Genomic DNA, 25847 nt, shown 5'->3' with positions numbered 1-25847 from the left:
CGGCCGCCCCGAGCCCCACCCCCGCGAACCCGGCCTGCGGCTACCCCTACGCGTACGCCTGCGCGGGAAACGGCGGCACCCCCGACTACGGGTACGGGAACGGCGGCTACGGCTACGGCTATGGCGGGTACGGCGGTTACGGCTACGGAGGCCCCGGACCCGGCCGCTGACCGCACGGCCGACCGGAGCACCTTCGGCGGAAGCACCCGCGGTTCGAGCCGGGCGTGCGATCACGGGCCGGTGCCGGGCGTGAACACGGTGAGTCGCACCGAGGACGCGTTGCCCGACACGGGGACGGTTCCGCCGGTCCACGGCACCCGCAGCGGGTCCCGCTCGTCCGGCGGGGTCACCAGCAGCGTCGTAGGAGTGGCCGCCTCGGCTCCGCTGACCTCCGGGCTGGAGTACGTCAGCCCGGCCCAGGCGCTGCGGCCCGGTGCCAGTGTCACGGTGACCGGACCGGAGCCCGCGTCACGGCGGGGACCGGGGCCCAGCTGCCTGCCGGAGGCGTCCAGGAAGGCGGCGCCCGGATAGCCGCGCACGGTGCACGTGCGGCCGGACGCGTTGGTGAGGACGACCGGGAAGTTCCGCTGCCACACCGCGCGACGCGCGCCCGGCGACGAACGCGCCGGGCGCGCAGCCGCAGGCCCCGTACAGGTGGGACCCGTATCCGTCAGGGCCGCAGGTTCCATCGCTCTGCCCTCCGATGCCGCGTCATGTGCGGGGCAGCCACCGTGGCGGGTGCCCGCCGGCGTACGGCCGACACCCGTGGACCGTGTCTCAGTCGTCCGCGAGCAGGCCCAGCTCCGCCCAGATCGTCTTTCCGTCCGCCGTGTGCCGGCTGCCCCACCGCTGGGTGAGCTGGGCGACCAGCAGCAGCCCCCGGCCGCCCTCGTCGAACGTCTTGGCCCGGCGCAGATGCGGCGCGGTGTGGCTGTTGTCGGAGACCTCGCAGATCAGCGTGGTCGCGTCGTGGATCAGCCGCAACCGGATGGGGCGGGCGCCGTACCGGATGGCGTTGGTGACCAGCTCGCTCACCACCAGCTCCGCGGTGAACGAGTGCTCGCTCAGTCCCCAGCGCGCGAGCTGGTCGACGGCCTGCTTGCGGATCGGCGCGACCAGCGCGGGGTCCGCCGGAATGTCCCAGGTGGCGACCTGCGAGGCGGGCAGCCCGCGGGTGCGGGCGAGCAGCAGGGCCACGTCGTCGGCGGCCCCGCCCTGTGGGAGCAGCGCGTGCAGCACCCGGTCACAGGTCTCGTCCAGGGAGTCGGCGTCCGCCGCCAGGGCCTCCCGGAGCATTCGGTGACCGGCGTCCACGTCCCGCTCCCGGGACTCGATGAGACCGTCGGTGTAGAAGGCCAGCACGGAGCCCTCGGCGACCTCCAGTTCGGTCGATTCGAAGGGCAGTCCGCCCAGGCCGAGCGGGGGCCCCGCGGGCAGCTCGACCCCGCGTGGCTCGCCGTGCGGCGGGAGCAGCACGGGCGGGGGGTGTCCGGCCCGTGCCAGGGTGCAGCGCCGCGACACCGGGTCGTACACCGCGTACAGACAGGTCGCGCCGACCTCGCCGGGGCTGCCCTCCCCGCCGGCCTCCTCGGAGAGCCGGACCACGAGGTCGTCGAGGTGGGTGAGCAGTTCGTCGGGCGCGAGGTCGATGTCGGCGAGGGTGCGCACGGCGGTGCGCAGCCGGCCCATGGTGGCCGAGGCCTGGATGCCGTGCCCGACGACGTCGCCCACGACCATCGCGACCCGCATCCCGGACAGCGGGATCACGTCGAACCAGTCGCCGCCGACCCCGGCGCGGGCGGCCGGCAGATAGCGCGAGGCGGCGTCGACGGCGGCCGTGCGCGGCAGGGTGCGGGGCAGCAGGCTGCGCTGGAGGGCCAGGGCGGTCTCGCGCTCGCGGGAGTAGCGGCGGGCGTTGTCGATGCAGACGGCGGCGCGGGCGGTCAGTTCCTCGGCCAGCAGCACGTCGTCGGGCGAGAACGGCTCCGGGCGCCGGAACCGGGAGAAGACGACCACGCCGAGTGTGGTGCCGCGGGCCTGGAGGGGGACGGACATCGTCGAGTGGGTGCCGTACTCGCGGGCCAGCTGGACCCGCCGCTCGTCCCAGGACCGCCATGCCTCGATGTCGTCGAGGGACACCGCGGCCGCGACGGTACGGCCCGCGATCAGTGAGCCGGCCTGCGGGGAGCCGGCCGGGTAGCTGTCCACCTGGCCCGGCTTGCACGCGGCCTCGGGGGAGCCCGGGTTGATCGAGTGGTGGGCGGCCCGCCGCAGCTGGACGGGCGCGGTCAGCGGGCCGGTGGCCTCGGCGCCGTGCTCCTGCGGGTCGAGCAGGTCGACGCTGACGAAGTCGGCCAGTGCGGGGACGCACACCTCCGCCAGCTCCTGGGCCGTCCGGGTGACGTCGAGGGTGCTGCCGATGCGGACGCTCGCCTCGTTGACCAGTTGGAGCCGTTCGCGTGCGAGGTAGTGCTCGGTGAAGTCGTGGGCGGTCACGCAGATGCCGCGGACCTGTCCGAAGGCGTCGGTGAGCGGCGCGATCCGGGCCAGCCAGGCGTGTGCCCGTTCCTCGCCCGGGGCCTTCATGACGGTCTGCATCTCCTGGCGCTCGCCGGTGGCGAGGACCCGGCGCATGTACGTCTCGATCTCGGCGTTCTGCGGCCGGTCGCCGAGGTCGATGGTCCGCAGGCCGCGGATTCGGGCCGGGGGCAGCTCGACCAGCTCGGCCATCGCGTCGTTGACCCCGCGCAGCCGCAGCCGGTCGTCGAAGATCATGGTGGCGCAGGGGGACTGGACGAGTGCCGCCCGCATCAGGTCGTCGTCCTGCGGATCCTCGAACCCCGCGTGCAGGGGTGTCACGGCGAGCCAGGTGACCGGGCCGCCGTCCGGCGGCTGCCGCCGGTGGGCGAGCACCCACACGGACACGGTGTGGCCGTCGCGGTGGCGCAGCGCGAGGGTGCCGCTCCAGCGGTCCTCGCCGGGGCCCGGGGGTCCGGCGGCGCCGCCGTCGGCCAGCAGGACGGCGGCCGGTCTGCCGACCACCTCGGCGGAGGGGTGGCCCAGCAGACGGCGGGCCCCCTCGTTCCACCCGGCCAGCGTGCCGTCCTCGTCAATGACCGCTCGCGCCGTCGTGGCGTCGTCGAACGGGTCGTCCGAGGTCATCGTCCCCACTCCATCGCGGACACTCACAGTGAACAGGCAAGCCACTTCCGTTCCACCTTAGTGCTTGTGGCGTCGGCACGGAGGAGAACGCAGGGCCACCCCCTTCCGTGCGGGCAGGTGCGCGAACAGGCCGGATTCCGGCGCACGGGGTGCGTCGGGCAGAACGGCGGGACCGCCCCCTTGACGGACCGGAGTGGCACGACGTCAGATCTTGTTGGTTGACGTTCAGTTGTGAGTACTTCTGGTTCCTGATGAGGGAGAGCCGCCATGACGGTCACTCGCAGATCGGTCCTGCTCGCCTCCGCCGCCACACCCGCCGCGGGTGCGCTCCTCGGCGCCCCGCCCGCCGGGGCCGCGGAGGCCGCCGCGAGCGTCTCCGGCCGGCGCACCGTCGCTCTGCGCGACGGCTGGCGCTTCGCGCTGGTGAATCCGGGCGGGATCACCGACCCGACCGGCCGGTACGCCGATGCCGCCGCCCCCGGTCACGACGACTCCGCCTGGCGACAGGTCGCCGTCCCGCACGACTGGAGCATCGAACAGAGCCCCACCACCGAGCACGGCACCACCAGCGGGACCGGCTTCCTCCCCGGTGGCCTGGGCTGGTACCGCCTCGCTTTCACCCTGCCGCCGGACTGCGCGGACAAGCGGATCTCCGTCGAGTTCGACGGCGTCTACATGGACTCCCACGTCTACTGCAACGGAACCGAGGTGGGCCGACACCCCTACGGCTACACCGGCTTCGCCCTCGATCTCACCGACCTGGTGCACACCGACGGCACCACCGAGAACGTCCTCGCGGTCAGGGTGCAGAACCGGCTCCCCAGCAGCCGCTGGTACTCCGGCAGTGGCATCTACCGTGAGGCCCGCCTGGTCGTCACGGAGCCGGTGCACGTCGCCCGCTGGGGCACGTACGTCACCACCCCCGAGATCGGCGAGGAGCGGGCCGTCGTCCGGGCGCGCACGGACCTGGTGAACGCCTCCGGAGCCGCCGCCGAGGTCGAGGTCCGCTCCCGGATCGTCGCGCCGAACGGCCGCACGGTGGCCCGTGCCTCGACCACCGTCACGGTCGCCGACCGCGCCACGCAGACCCACGAACTCACCGTCCCCGACCCCCGGTTGTGGGACTTCGCCACACCCCACCGCTACACCCTGGAGACCGAGCTGCGGGTCGGCGGCCGGCGCACCGACACCTACCGCACCCCGTTCGGCATCCGCACCTTCCGCTTCGACCCCGACGAGGGCTTCCACCTCAACGGCGTCCACGCCAAGCTCAAAGGCGTCGACCTCCACCACGACCTCGGCGCGCTCGGCGCCGCCGTCAGCGCCGACGCGATCCGCCGGCAGCTGACCCTCATGAAGTCGATGGGCGTCAACGCCTTCCGCACCTCCCACAACCCGCCCGCGCCGGAGATGATCCGGATCTGCGAGGAACTGGGCATCGTCATGCTGGTGGAGGCCTTCGACTGCTGGCGCACGGGTAAGAACCGGTACGACTACGGGCGGTTCTTCGAGGAGTGGTGCGAGCGGGACGCCACCGAGATGGTCCTCGCGGCCCGCAACTCGCCCGCCGTCCTGGTGTGGTCGATCGGTAACGAGATACCCGACTCCACCGCCACGGCCGGCCTCGCCATGGCCGACCGGATCATCGCCGCGATCCGGGCGGCCGACGGCACCCGCCCCCTGATCATCGGCTCCGACAAGTACCGCCGTCTCCCCGCGAAGGGCTCGGCGGCCGACCTGATGCTGGCCAAGCTCGACGGCCTGGGTCTGAACTACAACACCGCCAGGTCCGTGGACGACCTGCACGCCGCCTACCCGCACCTGTTCCTCTTCGAGTCGGAGTCGTCCTCGCAGACCTCGTCCCGCGGCACGTACCAGGAGCCGGAGCGCCTCAACACGGGCGAGAACCACACCCCCGGCAGGCGGGCCACCTCGTCCTACGACAACAACCTCGCCTCCTGGACCATGAGCGGCGAGTACGGCCACAAGAAGGACCGCGACCGCAAGTGGTTCGCCGGACAGTTCCTGTGGTCGGGCATCGACTACATCGGCGAGCCGACGCCGTACGACGTCTTCCCCGTGAAGGCGTCCTTCTTCGGAGCGGTGGACACGGCCGGGTTCCCCAAGGACATGTACCACCTGTTCCGCAGCCAGTGGACGGACGAGCCGATGGTCCACCTGCTCCCCGCCACCTGGAACCACGAGGCGGGCGACACCGTCGAGGTGTGGGCGTACGCCAATGTCCCGGCCGTCGAGCTGTTCCTCAACGGGAAGTCGCTGGGCGTCCGGGAGTTCGACGCCAAGGAGACCGTCGACGGGCGGCCGTACCTGGAGACCACGGAGGCCACCGGCGACGACAAGACGTTCACCACCGGGCCCTTCCCCGGCAGTTACACCAGCCCCAACGGCAGCGCGGGCAAGCTCCATCTGACGTGGCGGGTGCCCTACGAGCCGGGGGTGCTCAAGGCGGTGGCCCGCAGGGGCGGGCGGACCGTCGCCACCGACGTCCTGCGCACCGCCGGCGCCCCGCACGCCGTCCGCCTCACCGCTGACCGCAAGTCCCTGCCGGCCGACGGCCGTTCGCTCGTCTTCGTCACGGCGGACGTCGTCGACGCGCGCGGCGTGGTCGTGCCCGACGCCGAGCACCTGATCTCCTTCGCGGTGGACGGCGGCTCCCTCGCCGGGCTCGACAACGGACGCCAGGAGAGTGCCGAGCGTTACCAGGCCAGCACCCGCACGGCCTTCCACGGCAAGGCGCTCGCGATCGTGCGCTCCGGCACGAAGGCCGGCGCCCTGAAGGTGACCGCCCGGGTGGACGGGCTGCGCAGGGGCACCGTCACCGTGCGCGCCGCCCGCGCCGCCACGGAGGCGACGACCCCCGCGGCCGCCTTCGCGCCGGACCTCCCCACACCCCCGGACCATCCGCACGCCGACGCCGGTTACTCGGGGCGGACCGACACCCTGCCCGCCGCGATGCTGGACGGCGACCCGGCCACCGGCTGGTCCAACGCCTTCGTCAAGGCGGCCACCGCCCTGCTGCCCGCCTTCAGCCAGGCCCGTCCTGAGGACTGGGTGTCGGTGGACTGGGGGCGGACGCGGACCTTCGACCGGGTGGAGGTGTCCTTCACGACCGGCGGCCCGCACAGCCTGCCCGCGGCGATCGGGGTCGAGGTCGGCGACGGGGAGCGCTATGTCCCCGTCACGGGTGCGGCCGTCGCGTGGGCGGACGCCTCGGACCGGCCGACCGTGATCACCTTCGACGCCGTCCGCGGCTCCCGGCTGCGGCTCACCCTGACGAGCGGCCGGCCCGGCGAGGTGCAGGGGGCCGTCAGGATCAGCAGGTTGGAGGCGTAGGGAACGGCGAGGTCCGGGCGGGGCGGCGGCCACGACGGCCAAGTCGTCCCGTCCGGACCGTTGACGGGGTGTCACGACTGCAACAAACATGTCCTCCGACCGTATTTGGGAGCGCTCCCATCGCAAGCGAGCTCCCGTCCGGAGCGTTCCCGCACCTCTCGGAGGAGCCCGTACGTGAAACGACGCAGAACCACCCTGCTGTCCCTGGCGGCCCTGCTGGGCACGGCCCTCACCGCGCTGCCCGCCTCGCAGGCCGGGGCCGAGGAGACCGAGCAGATCCGGAACGGCACCTTCGACGCCGGCGCCGACGCGTGGTGGTCCACCAACGTCACCGCCGCCCCGTCCGAGGGCCGGCTGTGCGCGGACGTGCCGGGCGGCACCGTCAACCGCTGGGACTCCGGCATCGGCCAGGACGGCATCACCCTGGTCAAGGGGGAGACGTACCGGTTCTCCTTCGCGGCGTCCGGCGTGCCCGAGGGCCATGTGGTGCGGGCGATCGTCGGCCAGTCCGTCGCGCCGTACGCGACCTGGCAGGAGGCGAGCCCGGTGCTGGGCGAGGCGGCCGGGTCGTACTCCTACACCTTCACCTCGCCGGTCGACTCCACCGAGGGCCAGGTCGCCTTCCAGGTCGGCGGCAGCGCCGACCCCTGGCGGTTCTGCCTCGACGACGTTTCCCTGCTCGGCGGGGTGCCACCGGAGGTGTACGAGCCCGACACCGGGCCGCGGGTGCGCGTCAACCAGGTCGGCTATCTGCCCGCCGGGCCGAAGAACGCCACCCTGGTCACCGACGCCACGGCGAAGCTGCCCTGGGCGCTGCGCAACGCCGCCGGTGCGACCGTGGCCCGCGGCTGGACCGTGCCGCGCGGTCTCGACGTGTCCTCCGGGCAGAACGTCCACTCCGTCGACTTCGGCGCGTACCGCACCCGCGGCACCGGCCTCACCCTGGCGGTGGACGGCGAGAGCAGCCACCCCTTCGACATCGGCGCGGCGGCCTACGAGCGGCTCCGCCGGGACGCGGTCAAGTACTTCTACCCGCAGCGCAGCGGCATCGCGATCCGCGACGACCTGCGGCCCGGTTACGGCAGGGCCGCCGGACACGTCGGTGTCGCCCCCAACCAGGGCGACACCTCCGTGCCCTGCCAGCCCGGCGTGTGCGACTACACCCTCGACGTCTCCGGCGGCTGGTACGACGCGGGCGACCACGGCAAGTACGTCGTCAACGGCGGCATCGCCGCCTGGGAGCTGATGAGCACCCACGAACGCGCGCTGACCGCCCGCACCGGCGACCCGGCGAAGCTCGGCGACGGCACCCTCGCGCTCCCCGAGAGCGGCAACAAGGTGCCGGACGTCCTCGACGAGGCCCGCTGGCAACTGGAGTTCCTGCTGAGGATGCAGGTCCCGGGTGGGCAGGCCCTCGCGGGAATGGTCCATCACAAGATCCACGACGAGCAGTGGACCGGCCTGCCGCTCCTGCCGGGCAACGACCCGCAGAAGCGCGAACTGCACCCGCCGACCACCGCCGCGACCCTCAACCTGGCCGCGACGGCCGCGCAGGCCGCCCGCCTGTACAAGCCCTACGACAAGGCCTTCGCCGCCCGCGCGCTGACCGCCGCCCGCAAGGCGTGGACGGCCGCCCTCGCCCACCCCGCCGTGTACGCCGACCCGGCCGACGGCACCGGCGGCGGCGCCTACAACGACGACAACGTGACCGACGAGTTCTACTGGGCGGCCGCCGAGCTGTATCTCAGCACCGGTGAGAGGCAGTTCGCCGACCACGTCCTGAACTCCCCGGTCCACACGGCAGACGTCTTCGTCCCCCGGGGCTTCGACTGGTCCAGGACCGCCGCCGCGGCCCGCCTCGACCTCGCGACCGTCCCCAGCAAGCTGCCCGGCCGCGACAAGGTGCGCCGCTCGGTCGTCACGGGCGCCGACACCTACCTCGCCACCCTGCGCGGCCAGGCGTACGGCATGCCGTACGCGCCCGAGAACAACGGCTACGACTGGGGTTCGGCCCACCAGGTCCTCAACAACGCCGTGGTCATCGCCACCGCCTACGACATCACCGGCGCCTCGAAGTACCGCGACGGAGCCGTCCAGGCGATGGACAACATCCTCGGCCGCAACGCGCTGAACATCTCCTACGTCACCGGCTACGGCGACGTGGCCGCCCAGCAGCTGCACAGCCGCTGGTACGCCCGCGCGCTCGACCCCAGCCTGCCGGGCCCGCCGGCCGGCACCCTCGCGGGCGGCCCGAACTCCAGCATCCAGGACCCCGTCGCGCAGGCGAAACTCAAGGGCTGTGTCGGGCAGTTCTGCTACATCGACGACATCGAGTCCTGGTCGACCAACGAGACGGCGATCAACTGGAACGCGGCCCTGGCCCGGATGGCCTCCTTCGTGGCCGACCAGGGGTGACGGCCGAAGAATGAACGATTGACGTCGAACGGTGTCCGAGTCTGCCGGGAAGTGATCGGTGGCAGGATCGCTCGGGCACCGTTCGGTACCGCCTTTCCACTACTTTGACCAGGGGATATTTACGAGTAAGTACCCGAGCGGTACCGTGAAGGACATGCCAGCCCTCAATGTGGAATTCAGCGATCGCGAGCTGGAGGACCTGCGGCAGATCGCCAAGGAACGCGGTACGTCGATGAAGGCGCTCGTCAGGGAGGCCGCCGCCGCGGACATAGCCAGGCACCGGGCGCTCCAGGAGGGCGCGGAGGCCTTCCGCAGGTTCTTCGCCACCCACGCCGACGAGTTCGCCGCGGCCTTCCCCGACGACGAACCGCCCGTCAAGGGTGAGGGGCGGGTCGCCTGACCGATGACACCTGTCATCCACATCGACGTGCCGTGGCTGCTCCAGCGCCACGAAGAGGTCCTGCCGGACCAGCCCACCATCAACGACTTCTCCGTGCTCGTCGCCGCCGTCGCCCGTCACCGGGTCGACCCGCCGCGGCTCGGCGTGGACTCCGACCCGGCCTGGCGGGCAGCCGCGCTGCTGCACACCCTCGCACTGCTCAAGCCCCTGCCCTCGGCCAACGCCCGCTTCGCCAGCGCGACAGCGGTGGCCTACATGTTCGTCAGCGGCGCCGGCATCGACCCGCCGTACGGCGCCCTCGTCGACCTGACCCGCGATCTCATCGACGGCAAGACCGACATCTACGGGGCGGCGGACCGGCTGCGGTCCTGGCAGATCTGAGACCGCCCGGCAACCGAAGCGGGGGCATAGGAAGGGACCTTCCCGGGCCGCCGGCCGAGGGCGGGAGGAACGGGGCCGGCGGCCGTTTCGCGCAGGGAGAGCCGCCGTCCCGCGCGTGGCCTCCGAGGAAGGGCCGACCCCCAGTCCACTACGCGCCGCACACGCGCGGAACGTGTGCGTGGCACCGTCGCGTGTGCGCGCTTCACACGGGGCGCGCGATGCGCACGGGGTGCGGTCGGCCTCGGGGGGAGGGTCAACTGGGCTCCACACGGGGCAAATCGGACGCCGCCTGTCGACATTCTCTCAACAGTGGCCAGGAATCCTCGGTGGCTTGTTGCGCGCGACTCAGTTGTGCGAAGGTGAGCCACTCGTGCGGGGGCCGGGGCCGGGCGTCCCGCGTTCGCCGGCGGAGGTGAACGTACACCCCCGTGGCGTCGGACAGGTACGTACCGAAGGAAGCCGCACAGTGCTCACCCCCCAGCCCCCTCGCCCTCCCTTCGCCCCGCCGCCCGGCTCGGGACCCGGTGAATCCGACGAGTTGCTCGCCTCGGGGACACGCAGCGGGACGGACGCCGAGGTGGCCCGGTCGACCGCGCTCCTCATAGCGCGGCACTGGCAGCCGGTGCACGACTACGCGGTGATCTGCCTCGCCTCCTCCACCGGCATCGCCGCCATGCTCTCCACCGCCGGCTTCCACCAGGTCCTCGACCGGCTGAAGATGGGCGAGCCCGGCACCGCGCTGCGGCCCCGCCTCCTGGTCACCGTGCGCGACACCGTCCGGCAGTGGGCCGCCGACGAGGAACTGTCCGGCGTGCTGCCCGACCTCGGCAAGCCGGCCGGCGCCCGTGGCATGCGGGCCGCCAAGTCCATGACCCCGGAGAACCGGCTGCTCGCCGAACGCGCCTTCCAGAGCCTGCCCCCGGTCGCCCGCAGCGTGCTGTGGCACGCCGAGGTCGAGGCCGAGCCGATCACCGCCGCCGCCGAACTGCTCGGCATGGACACCGACAACCTGGCCTGCGTGCGGGCGGAGGCCAGGGAGAAGCTCCGCGAGGGCTGCGTCCGCGCTCACCGGGACCTCGCTCCCAGCAAGGAATGCCGGTTCTACAACCGGCTCCTCGACGTCCCCATAGGCCGCGGCGGCGACCTCCTGCCCGACGTCCGCCGGCACCTGGACACCTGCCGCTACTGCCGTGCCGCGGCGGAACAACTCGGCCACTTCGAGGGCGACCTGGGGATCCTGCTCGCCGAGGCCGTGCTCGGCTGGGGAGCCCGTCGGTACGTCGAATCGCGGCCCGGCCGGGCCGCACAGCAGAGCGTGGGCCTGCGCGGCTCCGCCCGGCACCGCGGCGGCCGGCCGCGCGGCGGCTCCCGCCGCGCCGGTGGTCTCCTCGCGCGCATGCCCTCGCCCGGCCGCCGCGAACCCGGCGCGGGACCGCGCTCCCCGCGGGCCCTGTTCACCGGCGTCGGCCTCGCCGGGGCCGGCCTGCTGACCGCCCTGCTCGCCGCCGGCCTGTGGACCGACGACGGCACCGCCGGCCCGGCCGCCTCCCCGGCCACCGGCTCCCCGGCCACCCCCACCGTCCCCTCGGGCCCCGACACCGCCCAACTCCCCAATGCCCCGAGGCAGACCCGGCTGCGCAACCTCGCCGCCGACCTCTGCCTGGACATCCGCGGAGAGGCGAGGGCGGGCGTCGCCCTCGAACTGGCGGACTGCTCCGACGACCGGTCCCAGCAGTGGTCGTACGAGGAGGACGGGCAGCTGCGCAGTCTGGCCGAGCCCCATCTGTGCGTGGACGCCCGCGCGGACGCCGGCGTGGTCATCCTGGAAACGTGCGTGGAGGCCGGCGACCCGCGCGCCGACGACGTCCGCTACGACCTCACCCCGCAGGGGGAGCTGCTGCCCCGCTGGGACGAGTCCCTCGCCCTCGCCCCGGCCGGTACGGACGCCGGCGCCGACGTCGTCGTCAAGGTCCGCGACCGCTCCACCGGCCAGCGCTGGCAGTCCGACGCGGCCCCGGCCAGTACCGGATCGCTGTCGATCACCGGCACCGAGCCGCCCCCTGCGCGCCCCGTCGAACTGTCGGACCGCACCGCCTGAGACGCGGCCGGTCCGACCGTCGCCCGGCGCTCACCCGGCGCTCACCCGGCGCTCACCCGGCGGTCTCCTTAAGGTCCGCCGGGCCGACGGTCGCCGGAGTCGCGTGAGCGGACAGGGCCAGTCCCTGGCCGTCCGTCCGTCCCGCCTCTCGTCGTCGAGCCGCGCTCCACGGCGGCCATACCGGCGGGGGACGGGCTGCCGGATGTGCCCTGCCAGGCCTTCGGCACCGGTAGGAAATGAGTCAGGCCTCCGACCCGGCCGAGAGGGCCGGCGACGCCGGGGTGGATGAAAGGCGCACCACTTCGGAGCTGCGCCGGGATGAACGGACGGGGGGCGAAAGAGCGCGGGCGGGCCGGACGCGGAATGTTTCCGGACGATTAACGAACCTATGGAATCCGGTCACTTCGGCCAGAGGAGGGATCATGAAGCGCTTGCCCCGGGGGTTGGAACGTTCGAATTCCGTGACTTCACGCCACTGATTCAATACGCAAGGTTACCGAAACCCGTGGGGTCGATGTGAGTTTCGGCAGCGGACTCGGCAGACTCGCGCTCGCCGCGTTCGACACCGACCGAGCCGGACCGGCAAACCCGAATCGAGCGGAAGGATGCACACAATGCGGAACACCGCGCGCTGGGCAGCGACCCTCGGCCTCACGGCCGCCTCTGTCTGCGGAACCCTCACGGGGTCCGCACTCGCCGCCCCGGCCGCCCCGGCCTCGCTCTACGCCCCCTCGGCCCTGGTGCTCACCATCGGGCACGGAGAGAGCGCCACCGCCGTCAGCCCGGCCCGTGCCGTCACCCTCACCTGTGCGCCGGGCCCCTCCGGAAGCCACCCGGCAGCCGCCCTGGCCTGTGCCGAACTGCGGGCGGCCGGCGGTGACTTCGAGGTACTGGCCGACCCGGGTGAGGCGTGGTGCACCAGGGAGTACGACCCCGTCGTCGTCACCGTCGACGGAGTCTGGCAGGGCAAGCGCGTCTCCTACGAGCGCACCTTCTCCAACGACTGCGTGAAGAACTCCTCCGGGAGTGCCCTCTTCGCGTTCTAGACCGGGGTCGCGTGGCCCCGTGTGCCATGCGAACGGCTCGTGACGTGGGGAGTGCGAGCCACTGACACGGACAACCACGGCGATCCCGCGACCAGGGGCCGGCAGGGCGGAGTGGGGCCGCCCGCCGGTCCCTGGCATTTCCCGCGCGGCCGTCGGAGCGAGGCGTCGGGGTCAGGCCCGGTCGCGGTGACTGGTGTCGCACCACGGGTAGCGGCGGCTGCGCCGGCAGGTGCACAGCGCGACCCGGAAGCGGTCGGAGACGACGGTGGAACCGTCCTCCAGTTCCACCTCGACGGGCCCCTCGACCAGCAGGGGCCCCTTGCGCCGCACACTGATCCGGCGCGGCCGTTCAGCGGGGGAGTTCGGCACGGACCACCACCAGTTCCTCGTTGTTCTCGCCGCCGGACAGCAACCCCCGCCGGCGCAGCCACTCCTCCCGGGAGCGCAGGACGGGCCCGAACGCAATGCGCTGCCGCCGCGTCACGGACGCCTTCATCTCCGCCGCGCGCAACTGCCCGACGGTCCGGTCCGGATCGCTCAGCGCGGACTGCACCAGCAGCAGCACCCCGCCGGGCCTCAGCATCCCCGGTACCTCCCGACAGAGCCGGTCCAGTACCAGCCGGCCGTCACCGCCCGCGTCCCAGGCGCGGGCCGGTCCGCGCGGCACCCGGCCGGAGTGGGGGGACGGCACGTACGGCGGGTTCGCCAGGGCCAGGTCGAAGGTCCGGCCGCGCACCGGTTCGAAGAGGTTCCCGCGCAGCACGCGCACCCGCAGCCCGGCCCGCCGGGCGTTCCAGCGGGCGGCGAGCACCGCCCGCCAGGACACGTCGACGGCGGTCACCCGGGCCCCGCGGCGCGCCGCCTCCAGGGCCAGCGCGCCGGAGCCGGTGCCCACGTCGAGGACGTCGGAGCCCGGCGGCAGAGTTTCTTCGGACAGCGCCCCGGCCAGCAGGCCGGTGTCCTCCTGAGGGGCGTACACGCCCGGAAGTACCAGCGGATTCACATCCGCCAAGTACCCCGGCAATCAGGAAATATGGGCCTTTTCGGAATTCTGGGGAATGTGCAGGGTCAGCGGTGTGCGCAGCGAGGAACGCCCGGCCCGCCAGTCCCCGAGCAGCCGTTCGGCCAGCCGGTCCTCCAACAGGACGGTGGCGCCGACACCGAACGCGACATCGGGCGCGAGCTGCGGCTCCTGTTCGAGCAGACCGCCGATCACCTCGTGCCGTACGACCTGCTCATGGACCGCGTCGGCCTCCACGTGCTCGTCGTAGAAGTACGCGGCGGCCGGCCCGGCGCCCGCGCGGCGCATCGCCTCCGCCAGCCGCCGGGAACCCGGCGAGGAGGTGATCTCCACGGTGGCGAAATGGCCGACCAGCGCGCCGCGCAGGCAGCGGTGCAGGCCGAACAGGGACATCAGGTTGACCGTGGCCAGCGTCTCGGCGCACGCGGCGTCCAGATAGCGGCCGTACGCGGTGTCCAGGTCCAGGTCCGCCATCAGGTCCGCGAAGAGGCGGGCGTGGACCCGGTCGGCGCGGCCACCGCCGTACTCGTCGAACTCCACCGCCGCCATCGCCGCCTTGGCCCGTCCCCACAGCCGCGGCAGCACCCAGGCGTGCGGGTCGGCCTCCTTGAGGTGGTACAGGGAGCGCTGCGCCGCGTACTCGCGCAGCTGCCACAACTCGCCCTCGTCGCGCAGGAAGTGGGAGACACCGACGCCCTCCACCGGCTCGACGAGCAACTCGGCGAGAGCCTCCTGCACGCTGTCGTGGACCGGGGTGTCGGCGCGCAGGGCGGTCAGGAAACGGTGTTCCAGCGCGGCGCGCAGCCGCAGCAGGCCGGGGTCCCACTCGACGTCCGGGCTCACCCCCGCGAAGCCGCGGTAGTGCGGCTCGTAGCAGACGTACAGCGCCAGCTGGAGGTCGTCGCCGTACGCGGGCGCCCGCGCGACCGTCAGGGCGGGCGGCAGCGGGCCCCCGCCCAGCAGGTACTCCCGCACGCCCGCGGACACGGGTCCGCGGGCATCGGGCAGCCTTGGTCCTTCGTATGCCATACGCGCCGGGTACCCCACGGGCCGGGTGGCATCCGCCCGAGTGGACCCGGCCCCAAGGGGTACTCCGGACCGTCATGAAGGCACTCGTGATCAACTGCACGCTCAAGAGGTCCCCCGACCCCTCCAACACCGACGCGCTCGCCCAGGTCGTCGTGGACCGGCTGGGGCAGGACGGCGTCCAGGTCGAGGTGGTCCGGGCCGTCGACCTGGACATCGAGCCGGGCGTGACCAGCGAGCCCGTCCGCGAGGGCGACGCCTGGCCGGCCGTGCACGCCAAGCTGCTGGACGCCGAGATCCTGGTGATGGCCTCGCCGACCTGGCTGGGCAGGCCGTCCTCCGTCGCCCAGCGGGTCCTGGAGCGGATGGACGCCATGCTGTCCGAGACCGACGACCAGGACCGGCCCGTCGCCTACAACAGGGTCGCGGGCGTCGTCGTCACCGGCAACGAGGACGGCGCCCACCACGTCATCAGCGAGATCTCGGGAGCGCTCGCCGACATCGGCTACACCATTCCGGGCCAGGCCTGGACGTACTGGCACCTCGGCCCCGGACCCGGCCCCGACTACCTCGACGAGGAGCGGGGCCGCGACTGGTCGCACCGCACCGGCCGGGCCATGGCCACCAACCTGGTTGGGGTCGCGCGGGCGCTCGCCGGGCGGCCCCTGGGGGCGCCGCCCGGCTGAGCCGTCGACCCGCGGGCCCCGGCGTCAGTCCCCGTGGGACTCCTCCTGGGCACGGGTGTTGGGGGTGATGGCCTCGCCGGCCTCGCCCTCACCCCGGCCGCGTCGGTTGCCCCGCTCCTCGTCGGTGCGGCGCTCGGCCTCCTCGATCTCGCGCATCACCTCCTCGAGCGCGGTCCTGGGACGGTCCTGCCGGTCTTCCTCGGCGTCCCGCTGCTCGGTCCCCTGTCGCTCGGCGTCCTCGGACACGGACGGCTCCCTTCCTCTCGGTGCCCGGCTCCTCGCTGCGCACGGCGCCCGGCCGGGTCTGGTCAGTTCCTGGCGCCGGGTCTGCTCAGTTCCTGGCGGAGGCCGCCACGCGCAGCGGCAACGGCTCCGCGGGCGCCGACTCCTCGGAGAGCCGGGTGACCTCCGCCCACCAGGACGCCCCGTCCTCGATGTGCCGCAGCAGGACGCCCTCGCGGATCGCCCACGGGCAGACGGTGACCGTCTTCAGGCCGATCAGCTTCATCGCCGTGTGCCCGACCAACGCGCCCGCCAGGCTCTGTGCGGCGCGCGGGGCGGAGATGCCGGGCAGCTCGGCCCGCGCGGCGGCCGGCAACACCGCCAGCCGGGTCACCGCCTCGCCCAGGCCGGCACAGTCCAGCGTGCGGGCGACGAACGGGCCCTGGCGGCCGGGTGGCGCCCCGCAGAGCCGGGCCAGCTGCTGGAAGGTACGGGAGGTGACCACCGCCGTGCGCGGGCCCTCCCAGCGGATCCGGGCGGCCACGTCCCGGAGCTGGTGGCGGACCTTGCGGCGCAGCTCACGGACCCGTTCCGGGGGCGGCGGGTCCTGTTCCGCGAAGAACTCGTGGGTCAGCCGGCCGGCCCCGAGCGGCAGCGAGGCCACGAAGTCCGGCAGCCGGCCCCGCCCGAACGCCACCTCGAACGAGCCGCCGCCGATGTCCATCAGCGCGAGCGGTCCCGCCCGCCAGCCCATCCAGCGCCGCGCCCCGAGGAACGTCAGCTCGGCCTCCACCTCGCCCGGCAGGGTGCACAGCGGCACACCGGTGTGCGCGGTGACCGCGCGCAGCACCTCCCGCCGGTTGGGGGAGTTGCGCACCATGGCGGTCGCGAAGGCCAGCGGGCTCGTCGCGCCCCACCGGACCGCCGTACGGTTCGCGGCGGCCACCGCGTCGACCAGGTTGCCGATCGCCTCGCCGGGTATCGGCTCACCCGGCTTGACCTGTTCGGACAGCCGCAGCCGCCACTTGGCCGTGTGCACCGGCAGCGGCACGCCGTCCTGCGCGTCCGCCACCACCAGCCGCACGGTGTTGGATCCCACGTCCAGCACGCTGATTCTCATGGCCGGTCGAGTACCCGGCGCAGGCACTCCATACGTCACCCGGCGGTGGCCGGCTTCCACGGCCCGGCGCCGCCCGGCCCCTCAGGCCAGCTGCCGCCGCACCAGTTCGTGCAGCCGGCCGGCCGGATCCGCGAGCAGCCGCGACGGCGGGCCCTGTTCGGCGACCTTGCCGTTCTCCATCACCACGACCCGGTCGGCGTCCAGCACCGTCGACAGGCGGTGGGCGATGACGATGCGCGTGGCGTTGAGCGCCCGGGTGCTCTCGATGACCGTGCGCTGGGTGTCGTTGTCCAGGGCGCTGGTCGCCTCGTCGAAGTAGAGGATGCGCGGGCGCCGGATCAGCGCCTGGGCGATCATCAGCCGCTGGCGCTGACCGCCCGAGACCGAGCCGCTGCCCGAGACGATCGTGTGCAGCCCCATCGGCATCCGCTCGATGTCCTGCGCGAGCCCCGCCATCGTGGCCGCCGCCATCGCCTCCTCGGGCGTGTAGGAGCCGGTGCCGCAGATGACGTCCAGGATCGACCCGGTGAAGGGCTGGGCGTGCTGGAGCACCACCCCGCACTGCCGGCGTACGGCCGGCCCGTCGAGGGCGGCCAGGTCCTGGCCGTCGTAGAGCACGCTGCCCGAGACCGGGCGGTCGAAGCCGATGAGCAGGCGCAGCAGGGTCGACTTGCCGCAGCCGCTGGGCCCGACGATCGCCACGAACTCGCCGGGCCGCACCTCCAAGGACACGTCGTCCAGGACGAGGGGGCCGTCGTCGGAGTAGCGGAACGACAGCCGGCGGGCCTCGACCGCGCCGGACAGCGGACCCGGCCGGGTACTCGCCGCCCGCACCTCCGGGGTCGCCTCCAGCACCGGCCGGATCTCCTCGAACAGGGGCAGCGCGGCCACCACCGACACGAACGCGCCGGTCAGCGAGGTCACCGAGGTCAGCAGCATCGTCATCGACGTGTTGAAGGTGAGGAAGTCCGCCGCCGACATCGTGCCGCGCGCCGGACCGGCCAGCAGCATGAACATCACCAGGGAGCACAGCGGCAGATACACCGCGCCAAGAACCGTGGAGAGGTTCTTGATCCGGCCGAGCCGCTGCTGGAGTTCACGGCTGCGGGCGAACTGGCCCGCCCAGGCGGCGTAGGCGTAGTTCTCGGCGGCGGCGATCCGCAGCTTGGGCAGGCCCCGCAGCGTCTGGAACGCCTGGTTGTTGAGCTTGTTGGAGAGCACCACCAGCCTGCGCTGCCAGCGCACCTGCCACAGCCCGAGCCCCAGGAACACGGCGGCGACGACGACGAGCATGCCGATCGCGGCCATCGCCATCGGCACGCTGTACCAGAGCAGCAGGCCCAGGTTCATGGCGCCGACGGTGACCGACTGCGCGACCGACGGGCCGAGGCCCGCCAGCAGCCGGCGGATCGCGCTGATGCCCATGGCCGCGCTCGCCAGCTCACCCGTGGAGCGTTCGGCGAAGAACGTGGTCGGCAGCCTCAGCAGCCGGTCCCACACGGCCGGCTGGAGCGTCGCCTCGATCCGGCCCTCCAGCCGCAGGATGGTCATGTTCTGGAGCAGCATGAACGCCGCCGCCACCACGGCGCTGACCAGTACGGCCAGACACGCCTGCTCGATCAGCCCCTGCTGGGCCCGCGGCACGTACTCGCCGAGCACCTTGCCGGTGGCCACCGGCACCAGCGCGCCGATCGCCACCGTGACGAGCCCGCTGAGGAGCAGGTTCGTCAGGTCGCGGCCGGTGCCCCGCATGCTGAACCGCAGCAGCCCGAGCGGACCGAGCCCGCGCTCGGGCAGCGGGCGGTAGAACATGACCGCCCGCGGCTCGAACTCCGCCGCGTTGGCCTTCTCCACCGGCGTCTCGCGGCCGGTCGCGGGGTGGACGGCGACATAGCCGCCGCGCCGCCACAGCAGCGCGACCGGCGCCCCGGACAGCGCCCGGTGGGCGACCAGCGGGCCGACGTCGTCGCGCCACCAGCGGCCGTCCAGCCGTACGGCGCGGGTGCGCACGCGGGAGGCGAGGGCGATCTGCTCGACCGGGTCGAGCCGGTCCTCGCCGGCGCCCGTCCGGGCCGGTTCGACGAGGGTGATGCCGGCGGCCCCCGCGACCAGTTGGCAGGCGGCGAACGTGGCGTCCGCGTCCGCGGCCGTCGCGCGCGGCCCCGCCTTCCGGCCGATCGACGCCAGCAGCGTCCGGTCGGCCTGCGCGCGCACCGCCTCGCCGGCCTTGATGCCGGCGGCCGTGCGGGTCTCGTGGGTGCGCTCCAGCTGCTCGATCCAGCGGTCGAGGGTGGTCAGCAGGCGGTACTGCTGGTCGACCATGGACTGCCACACCGCGGGGTCCATCAGCAGGTCGGCGGCGGCCTCCGCGCCGTAGAGCGAGCCGTACTGGACGCTGCCCGGCGGGACCTGCATCCAGAACACGTCGTCGTCCTCCCCCGCGCCCGAACCCACTCGCGCGGGGGCACCGCCGTCCTCCGTGGGCGTTTCGCCGGCCATCGGCGCCTGGAAGAGGACGGACAGTCCGCGGCCCACGCCGAGGGCGAGGGCGTACTCCAGCGGGCTCGACGTGGGCGGCACGTACTGGGGGTTGCCGTACTCGTCGTAGGACCACGTCTGGGTGTTCGCGGGCTGGTACAGCTCGCGCAGGCCGACTCGGTGGACCACACAGTCGCGCAACGGGCGGGCCACCAGCGTGTGCTGCGGGCCGGCCACCGGGCCGAGCAGCAGCGAGCCCGCCTCCAGCCGGCCCAGGTGGTGCCAGTGGCCCTGCCGCTCCGCGTCCACCGCGAACAGGTCCAGCGCGCCGGAGGCGACCAGCCACAGCACCTGCGGACCCTCCAGGTCGAGCCGGCCCGTCCCGGCGCAGTCGACGCGCGTGCCCATCCGCCCCAACGCGCGGAGGACGACGTCACCTTCCTGTACGGCCGTCATCTCACCGCTCCCTGACCAGCGCCGCGTACGTCCCGCCGCGCGCGAGGAGGTCCTCGTGCCGTCCGCGTTCCACGACCGTGCCGTGTTCGAGGACGACGATCTCGTCGCTGTCGCGGACCGTGCTCAGCCGGTGCGCGATCACCACGCAGGCGCAGCCGCGCCGGCGCAGGTTGTCCATGACCAGCTGTTCGGTCTCCGCGTCCAGTGCGCTGGTCACCTCGTCCAGCACCAGGATGCTGGGCCGGCGCACCAGCGCCCGCGCGATCTCCAGGCGTTGGCGCTGACCGCCGGAGAAGTTGCGGCCGTCCTGCTCGACCCGGCTGTGGATGCCTCCAGGCCGCCGTACGACGACGTCGTACAGGGCGGCGTCCCGCAGGGCCTCCACCACCGCCTCGTCCGGGACGGAGGGGTCCCACAGCGCCACGTTGTCGCGGACGGTGCCCTCGAAGAGGAACACCTCCTGGTCGACGAAGGAGACCGAGGCGGCGAGGGCACCGCGCGGGATGTCCTCAAGGCGCCGGCCGTCGATGCGGATCACGCCCTCCCACGGCGCGTACAGGCCCGAGAGCAGCCGGGACACCGTCGACTTGCCGCTGCCCGAGCCGCCCACCAGTGCCACCTGCTGTCCCGGCCCGACACTCAGGTCGAAGCCGGTCAGCAGCGGCTTGTCGAGCGGGCTGTAGCCGAAGCCGATGTTCTCCAGCTCGACATGGCCGTGCAGCCGGCGGGTGGAGTCGCCGCCGGAGCGGCGGTCGTAGAGCGGGTCGGCCCGGAAGTTCTCCACGTCCTTGAGCCGGGCCACGTCCGCGGCGAAGTCCTGGATACGGCCCGCGACACCGTTCAGCCGGGTCAGCGGGGCGGTGAAGCGGGCGACCAGCGCCTGGAAGGCGACCAGCAGACCCACCGAGATGGCACCCTCGATCGCCCGCATACCGCCGATCCACAGGATCAGCGCGCTGTTGACGGTCGCCAGCGTCGGCGCCACCACACCCAGCCAGGCGCTCGGCACCCCGAGCCGCTGCTGTTCCTCCAGCGTGGTGGCGTGCTGCCCGGCCCACTTGCGGAAGTAGCCGTCCTCACCGCCGGTCGCCTTCATCGTCTCGATCAACTGGAGCCCGCTGTACGCCGTGTTGGTCAGCCGCGCGTTGTCCGCGCGCAGCTTCGCCGTACGGGTCGCGCGCATCCGGATCACCACGCGCATCGCGACCAGGTTCAGCAGGGCCACGCCGATGCCGACGAACGTCAGCTGCGGGTCGTAGGTGTAGAGGAGGACCGCGTACAGGACGACGACCACCGCGTCCACGCCCGCCGACGCGAGGTCACGGGCCAGGGTCTCGGCCACCGCGTCGTTGGACTGGAGGCGCTGCACCAGGTCGGCCGGGCTGCGCTGGGAGAAGAAGGTGACCGGCAGCCGCAGCAGATGGCGCAGGAAGCGGGCGCTGGACAGCGTCGAGGAGATGATCCGGCCGTGCTGCAGGTTGGCCTGCTGGAGCCAGGTCAGCGCGACGGTGAGCAGCACGCAGGCGCCCATCGACGCGAACAGGACCTCCAGCAGGGAGGTCTGATCGCCGATCAGGAACATGTCGATGTAGGTCCGGCTCAGCGCCGGGACGGCCGCGCCCACCACGACCAGCAGCAGGCTCGCCAGCACGGCGGCCGGCAGGGTGCCCGCGGTGCCCCGCAGCCGGGACGGCATCGCGCCCAGCACACCCGGCTTGCGCCCGCCGCGCTCGAAGTCCTCGCCGGGCTCCAGCACCAGCACCACACCGGTGAAACTGCCGTCGAAGTCCTCCATCGGCACGAACCGGCGGCCCTTGCCGGGGTCGTTGACGAAGACACCCCGGCGGCCGAAGCGGCGGCCCAGACCCTCGTAGACGACGTAGTGGTTGAACTCCCAGAACAGGATCGCGGGCGATCTCACCTCGGCCAGGGCCGCCAGGTCCATCTGCATGCCCTTGGTGGTCAGGCCGTAACCGCGGGCCGCCTTCAGGAGGTTGCTGGCCCGCGAGCCGTCCCGCGACACCCCGCACGCGATGCGCAGCTCCTCCAGCGGGACATGCCGGCCGTAGTGGCCGAGGACCATGGCGAGGGAGGCGGCCCCGCACTCCACGGCCTCCATCTGGAGCACGGTGGGCGTACGGACGGTCTTCACCCGGCTCCTGGGGACCGCACGCCGGGGCGGCGCGGCCCGCCGTCTGCCGCGGGTCTCGGTCGCGGTCACGGAAGCAGCCAATCGAGGGGACGCTGGTCGGCCAGCCGGATCGAGGCCGTGGCCATGGTCATGGAGGTGAGCGCGTACGGCGGCCCGTCGGCCGACGACCACGCGTAGCCGCTCCTCGTCGCCGAGGAGCGGTCGAGGCGGACCAGGACCGCCACCGGGCGGCCCTCCCGCGTGAACTGCTCGCCCAGCTGGCTGTCGCCGAGGAACGCGGCGATCCGCTGGGCCGACTGCGCCGAGCGGTCCACCGACTTCACCCGGCCGCGCAGCACGCCGTACCGCTGGGACGGCACCGTCTGCACGGTCAGGTCCACGGCCGCGTCCGCCGGGACGGAGGCCGCGTTCTCCGCCGGGACGTACACCGTCGCGTACAACGGTTCGTCCGCCTCCGCGACCTTCTCCACCGCGGCGACGTTCGCGCCGGTGGAGACGATCTGCCCGATCGTGGCGGCGAGCGCGGTGATCCGGCCCGCGGCGACCGTGCGCACCACGGTGTCGCCGTCGGCGGTACGCACCTTCAGCACGGGGGAGCCGGCCGGCAGCCGCTCGCCCTCCTTCGCGAGGACGGCGGTGACCTGGCCGGCCGCGGGGCTCTGGAGGATGTAGCTGCCCTCGCCGTGGGTGAGGACGGCGGGCGCGCTCACCGTGGAGGCGACCGAGCCGGTCACCGCCCACACGGACGCGGCGGCCATGACGACCACGGTCACGGACAGCACCAGCCAGCCCTGGGGGCGGGCGAAGCGCACCGGCAGGTCGAGCTCCTCGGGCGACTGGAGCCTGGCGAGGGCCTGTTGACGGAACTGCACGGGACTTCCCTCGGGGGATTCACGGCACCGACTCGGGGTTCACGGGGGCCGAATCGGGGGGTTTCCGGGGCCGATTCGGGGGTTCAACGGGACCGGACCGACGGTTGCGCGGGACCGGGCCGCCGGCGGCTCGGCACCGACACGGCGGTTCACGGCACCGGATCGGCGGTTCACGGCACCGAAGAGTCCCGGAACCGGGTGAGCGGCTCCGGGACTCCAACGGTCACAAGGCGGCGATCAGAGACCGGCGACCAGGTTGGTGACCGGGGCGGCGCTCAGGCCGGTCGCACCCTCGACGGTGCCGACGACCGTGTCGACCAGGCCGGAGACCGGTGCGATGCCGTCAACCAGGCCGGTGACGGTGCCGAGGGCGTTCACGGACAGGCCGCCGGAGACGTTGTCGAGGTCGGCGTCGGCGATCTCGACGGTCTCGACCTGGGGGGTGGAGTTCATGGGGGAACTTCCCTTCATATGGATATCTCACAAGGGGGGAGCGGCCCCCTCTGGGGACAGATGACGGCCGCGACCGCGGGCACCGAAGACCCGTTTCCGGGAACCCCGGTGGACCCCGCGATGCGTTGGATCAAAGCAGGTCTGCCGCCGGGGCTTCCAATCAATCACCGGCCTCACCAGGACACTTGCGTCACGGGAGAGTCAAAGCGTGCAGGTGTGGCCACGCCTTGTCGCCGACTTCTTCACACCCCGGACCGAGATCGCTCCGATGAGCGCCGCACGCCCTCGCGGCGAATCCGACACACCGGTCCCAATGGCACGCCGGGGCGCGCGCGGTTGTGCAGAAGCGGGGCGCCCCGTGACCCGCTTGGGCAATCGGTGTGCAGATTCCCTGAAGCAGGGATTCCGCTCTCCGGACGGAACGGTCCGTCAGCGACCGGTCACCTTCGGTGTGAGCGCGCCTCAGCCCAGCAGCGCGTAGACCGTGCTCGCCCGTGCGGCGAGTTCACCCGAACGCTCGGCCGTCATCGTGACGTCCGCGAACGCCGTCCGGCGGCCCAGCTTCGTCAGGACCGCCTGGATCAGGACATCCGAATCGGTCACCGCACGCTGGAAGGACGTCGACTGCTGCACCGTCGTCATCGGCACGAAAGCCCCCCGGGCGGCCGAGACGGCGATCACCGTCGCGGTGTCCGCGGCCGCCATCAACGCCTGCCCGGACAGCCCACCGCCCTCCCGGGCCAACTCCGTCGACCAGGGCAGACGCAGAATCGCCCGGTCCTCTCCCAGCGCCTCCACGGACAGGCCCAACGCGCGCACCCACGGCGCGAAGCAGTCGGAAAGGATCTTGTCGGCTTCGGTGGTCGTCATCGTCATATGGGCGATTGTTCCCCGGCAGGCTCTCCGGGACTCCGGTCATGGCCGATTCACGGTTTCGCAAAGGAAGTCGGCAAACGCGATTGAACGCACCCCGCGCCCCCTGCGTACCCATGGCCAACCAGGCGCCGCTGTACGGAGCTGCCGCCCCCGGCAGCCGGACCCCGTCCCCCCAGGAGGTCGAGTTTTTTGAGTCACAAGCGAATTCCGAAGCGCAGGGCCGCGATAGCGGTGGGCGGTGTCGCGGCGCTCGGAGCGGCGGCACTCCTGCTGCCCCACGCCAACGCCTCCCAGGACAGCGGCGACAAGGCCGCCGCGGCGCCGAGGACCATGAAGGCGGCGGACGCCTCGGACCTCGCCTCGCAGCTGCAGAACCTGCTCGGCGACGCCTTCGCGGGCTCGTACTTCGACACCGGCAAGAACCAGCTCGTCGTCAACGTCGTCGACGTCTCCGGTGACCAGAACAACGTCATCGCGCAGGCCAAGAAGGCCGGCGCGAAGGTACGCGAGGTCGACAACAGCACGGCCGAACTCACGGCCGCCGCACAGACCCTCAAGGCCGACGCGACCATCGCGGGCACCTCCTGGGCGGTCGACCCGCGGACCAACAAGATCCTCGTCACCGCCGACTCCACGGTCACCGGCGGCAAGTGGGACCAGCTGGAGTCCACCGTCCAGAGCCTCGGCGCCGGCACCGCGACCATCAAGAAGTCGGCCGGCACCTTCAAGACCTTCGCCTCCGGCGGTGACGCCATCTTCGCCGGCGGAGCGCGCTGCTCCCTCGGCTTCAACGTCACCGCGGGCGACGGCGCCCCGGCGTTCCTGACGGCCGGTCACTGCGGCGTCGCGGCCGAGGCATGGTCCGACTCCGAGGCCGGCGAGCCCATCGCCACCGTCGACCAGGCGGTCTTCCCCGGCGAGGGCGACTTCGCACTCGTGAAGTACGACGACCCGGCCACGGTCGCCCCCAGCGAGGTCGACCTCGGCGAGCAGACCGTGCAGATCTCCCAGGCCGCCGACGCGACCGTCGGCACCCAGGTCTTCCGGATGGGCAGCACCACCGGTCTCGCCGACGGGCAGGTCCTCGGCCTCGACGCCACCGTCAACTACCCCGAGGGCACCGTCACGGGCCTCATCCAGACCGACGTCTGCGCCGAGCCCGGCGACAGCGGCGGCTCGCTGTTCACCCAGGACGGCCTCGCGATCGGCCTGACCTCCGGCGGCAGCGGTGACTGCACGGCCGGCGGCGAGACCTTCTTCCAGCCGGTGACCACCGCCCTGGAGGCGGTCGGCGCGACCCTCGGCGACGCCGGGGCCGGTGCGGGCGCCGACGAGGGTATCGGCGCCGAGGACGGCGTCGGCGGCGAGGAGGCCGGAGCGGGTGCCGGTGAAGGCGCCGACGCAGGTGCCGGTGAAGAGGCCGGCGGCGAGGCCGGAGCCGGCGAGGAGGCCGGTCAGGACGCAGGTCAGGACGCCGGTCAGGACGCCGGTCAGGACGCAGGTCAGGACGCCGGTCAGGATGCAGGCGGAGCGGCCGGTGCCGAGGGCCACGACGGTGACGGCGTGCAGGACGGCTCCGGGCTGACCGAGACCCGCTGACGCACCGTACCCCCAGCCCGTCCCGTACCC

Annotated in this window: 19 protein-coding genes and 1 pseudogene; 8 read left to right on the top strand and 12 right to left on the bottom strand. The window is 72.9% G+C overall.

The genetic code is table 11. From position 1 onward, the window contains the following. Positions 1-230: 230 nt before the first annotated feature. Positions 231-590 (bottom strand): annotated as a pseudogene (locus P1P75_RS22125) (DUF4232 domain-containing protein); the annotation flags it as partial. A gap of 187 nt (positions 591-777) precedes the next feature. After that, positions 778-3162: a SpoIIE family protein phosphatase gene (locus tag P1P75_RS22120; RefSeq protein ID WP_319257963.1), complete on the bottom strand. Its 2385-nt coding sequence runs from the start codon at positions 3160-3162 to the stop codon at positions 778-780. A 267-nt stretch (positions 3163-3429) separates the two neighbouring features. Here P1P75_RS22120 and P1P75_RS22115 point away from each other — a divergent pair, with 267 nt between their 5' ends. The 6 genes from P1P75_RS22115 (at position 3430) to P1P75_RS22090 (ending at position 12856) form a co-directional block, all read left to right on the top strand. Further along, the gene (locus P1P75_RS22115) at positions 3430-6516 is read left to right on the top strand and encodes a glycoside hydrolase family 2 TIM barrel-domain containing protein (protein ID WP_319257961.1); all 3087 of its coding nucleotides are present in this window, start codon (positions 3430-3432) and stop codon (positions 6514-6516) included. A 174-nt stretch (positions 6517-6690) separates the two neighbouring features. Further along, complete coding sequence (locus P1P75_RS22110) at positions 6691-8931, top strand: glycoside hydrolase family 9 protein (RefSeq protein ID WP_319257959.1); 2241 nt, start codon at positions 6691-6693, stop codon at positions 8929-8931. 154 nt (positions 8932-9085) lie between these two features. Beyond that, entirely contained in the window at positions 9086-9331 is a 246-nt protein-coding gene (locus P1P75_RS22105) for a hypothetical protein (RefSeq protein WP_073495742.1), read from the top strand. Between the two features lie 3 nt (positions 9332-9334). After that, positions 9335-9712 carry a toxin Doc gene (locus P1P75_RS22100; RefSeq protein ID WP_319257957.1) on the top strand — a complete coding sequence of 126 codons (378 nt, stop codon included), beginning with the start codon at positions 9335-9337 and terminating at the stop codon, positions 9710-9712. Positions 9713-10178: 466 nt separating this feature from the next. Further along, positions 10179-11810, top strand: a complete 1632-nt coding sequence (locus tag P1P75_RS22095) for an RICIN domain-containing protein (RefSeq protein WP_319257955.1) — start codon at positions 10179-10181, stop codon at positions 11808-11810. Between the two features lie 614 nt (positions 11811-12424). Beyond that, on the top strand, positions 12425-12856 hold the full coding sequence (locus P1P75_RS22090; protein ID WP_319257953.1) for a subtilase-type protease inhibitor: 432 nt from the start codon (positions 12425-12427) through the stop codon (positions 12854-12856). A 171-nt stretch (positions 12857-13027) separates the two neighbouring features. On the opposite strand, the gene P1P75_RS22085 is transcribed toward P1P75_RS22090, so the two are convergent. Genes P1P75_RS22085 through P1P75_RS22075 form a run of 3 tightly spaced genes read right to left on the bottom strand, consistent with a single transcriptional unit; the run spans position 13028 to position 14906 of the window. Beyond that, the gene (locus tag P1P75_RS22085) at positions 13028-13225 is read right to left on the bottom strand and encodes a CDGSH iron-sulfur domain-containing protein (RefSeq protein WP_150473951.1); all 198 of its coding nucleotides are present in this window, start codon (positions 13223-13225) and stop codon (positions 13028-13030) included. Beyond that, positions 13206-13868: a HemK2/MTQ2 family protein methyltransferase gene (locus P1P75_RS22080; protein ID WP_319257951.1), complete on the bottom strand. Its 663-nt coding sequence runs from the start codon at positions 13866-13868 to the stop codon at positions 13206-13208. Before P1P75_RS22080 ends, P1P75_RS22085 begins: the two co-directional genes overlap by 20 nt. Positions 13869-13880: 12 nt before the next feature. Then, complete coding sequence (locus P1P75_RS22075) at positions 13881-14906, bottom strand: iron-containing redox enzyme family protein (protein WP_319257949.1); 1026 nt, start codon at positions 14904-14906, stop codon at positions 13881-13883. A gap of 74 nt (positions 14907-14980) precedes the next feature. Here P1P75_RS22075 and P1P75_RS22070 point away from each other — a divergent pair, with 74 nt between their 5' ends. Beyond that, positions 14981-15589 (top strand): flavodoxin family protein, encoded by a 609-nt coding sequence (locus tag P1P75_RS22070; RefSeq protein ID WP_319257947.1) that lies wholly within the window; start codon positions 14981-14983, stop codon positions 15587-15589. Positions 15590-15613: 24 nt separating this feature from the next. Here the strand turns inward: P1P75_RS22070 and P1P75_RS22065 are convergent, their stop codons facing one another. The 7 genes from P1P75_RS22065 to P1P75_RS22035 all read right to left on the bottom strand — a co-directional run bounded on the left by P1P75_RS22065 (position 15614) and on the right by P1P75_RS22035 (position 24218). Continuing rightward, positions 15614-15835: a hypothetical protein gene (locus P1P75_RS22065; protein ID WP_319257946.1), complete on the bottom strand. Its 222-nt coding sequence runs from the start codon at positions 15833-15835 to the stop codon at positions 15614-15616. Positions 15836-15920: 85 nt separating this feature from the next. Then, a complete protein-coding gene (locus P1P75_RS22060) occupies positions 15921-16931 on the bottom strand; it encodes a Ppx/GppA family phosphatase (RefSeq protein WP_319257944.1) in 1011 nt (336 codons plus the stop codon). A gap of 81 nt (positions 16932-17012) precedes the next feature. Continuing rightward, positions 17013-19865 (bottom strand): NHLP bacteriocin export ABC transporter permease/ATPase subunit, encoded by a 2853-nt coding sequence (locus P1P75_RS22055; protein WP_319257942.1) that lies wholly within the window; start codon positions 19863-19865, stop codon positions 17013-17015. Position 19866: 1 nt separating this feature from the next. After that, positions 19867-22086: an NHLP family bacteriocin export ABC transporter peptidase/permease/ATPase subunit gene (locus tag P1P75_RS22050; RefSeq protein WP_319257940.1), complete on the bottom strand. Its 2220-nt coding sequence runs from the start codon at positions 22084-22086 to the stop codon at positions 19867-19869. Next, on the bottom strand, positions 22083-22889 hold the full coding sequence (locus P1P75_RS22045; RefSeq protein ID WP_319257938.1) for an HlyD family efflux transporter periplasmic adaptor subunit: 807 nt from the start codon (positions 22887-22889) through the stop codon (positions 22083-22085). The genes P1P75_RS22050 and P1P75_RS22045 overlap by 4 nt, the downstream gene beginning before the upstream one ends. Before the next feature lie 237 nt (positions 22890-23126). Beyond that, complete coding sequence (locus P1P75_RS22040; RefSeq protein ID WP_319257936.1) at positions 23127-23342, bottom strand: type A2 lantipeptide; 216 nt, start codon at positions 23340-23342, stop codon at positions 23127-23129. Between the two features lie 462 nt (positions 23343-23804). After that, the gene (locus tag P1P75_RS22035; protein WP_319257934.1) at positions 23805-24218 is read right to left on the bottom strand and encodes a PaaI family thioesterase; all 414 of its coding nucleotides are present in this window, start codon (positions 24216-24218) and stop codon (positions 23805-23807) included. A gap of 189 nt (positions 24219-24407) precedes the next feature. Between P1P75_RS22035 and P1P75_RS22030 the strand changes: the two genes are divergently transcribed. Next, positions 24408-25817 carry a S1 family peptidase gene (locus tag P1P75_RS22030; RefSeq protein ID WP_319257932.1) on the top strand — a complete coding sequence of 470 codons (1410 nt, stop codon included), beginning with the start codon at positions 24408-24410 and terminating at the stop codon, positions 25815-25817. Positions 25818-25847 lie beyond the last annotated feature (30 nt).

The sequence above is a fragment of the Streptomyces sp. ID05-39B genome (genome assembly GCF_033794725.1).
Lineage (GTDB): Bacteria > Actinomycetota > Actinomycetes > Streptomycetales > Streptomycetaceae > Streptomyces > Streptomyces bobili.
The sequence above is the reverse complement of the archived record's forward strand: the minus strand, read 5'-3'. Positions and strand labels throughout refer to the sequence as shown.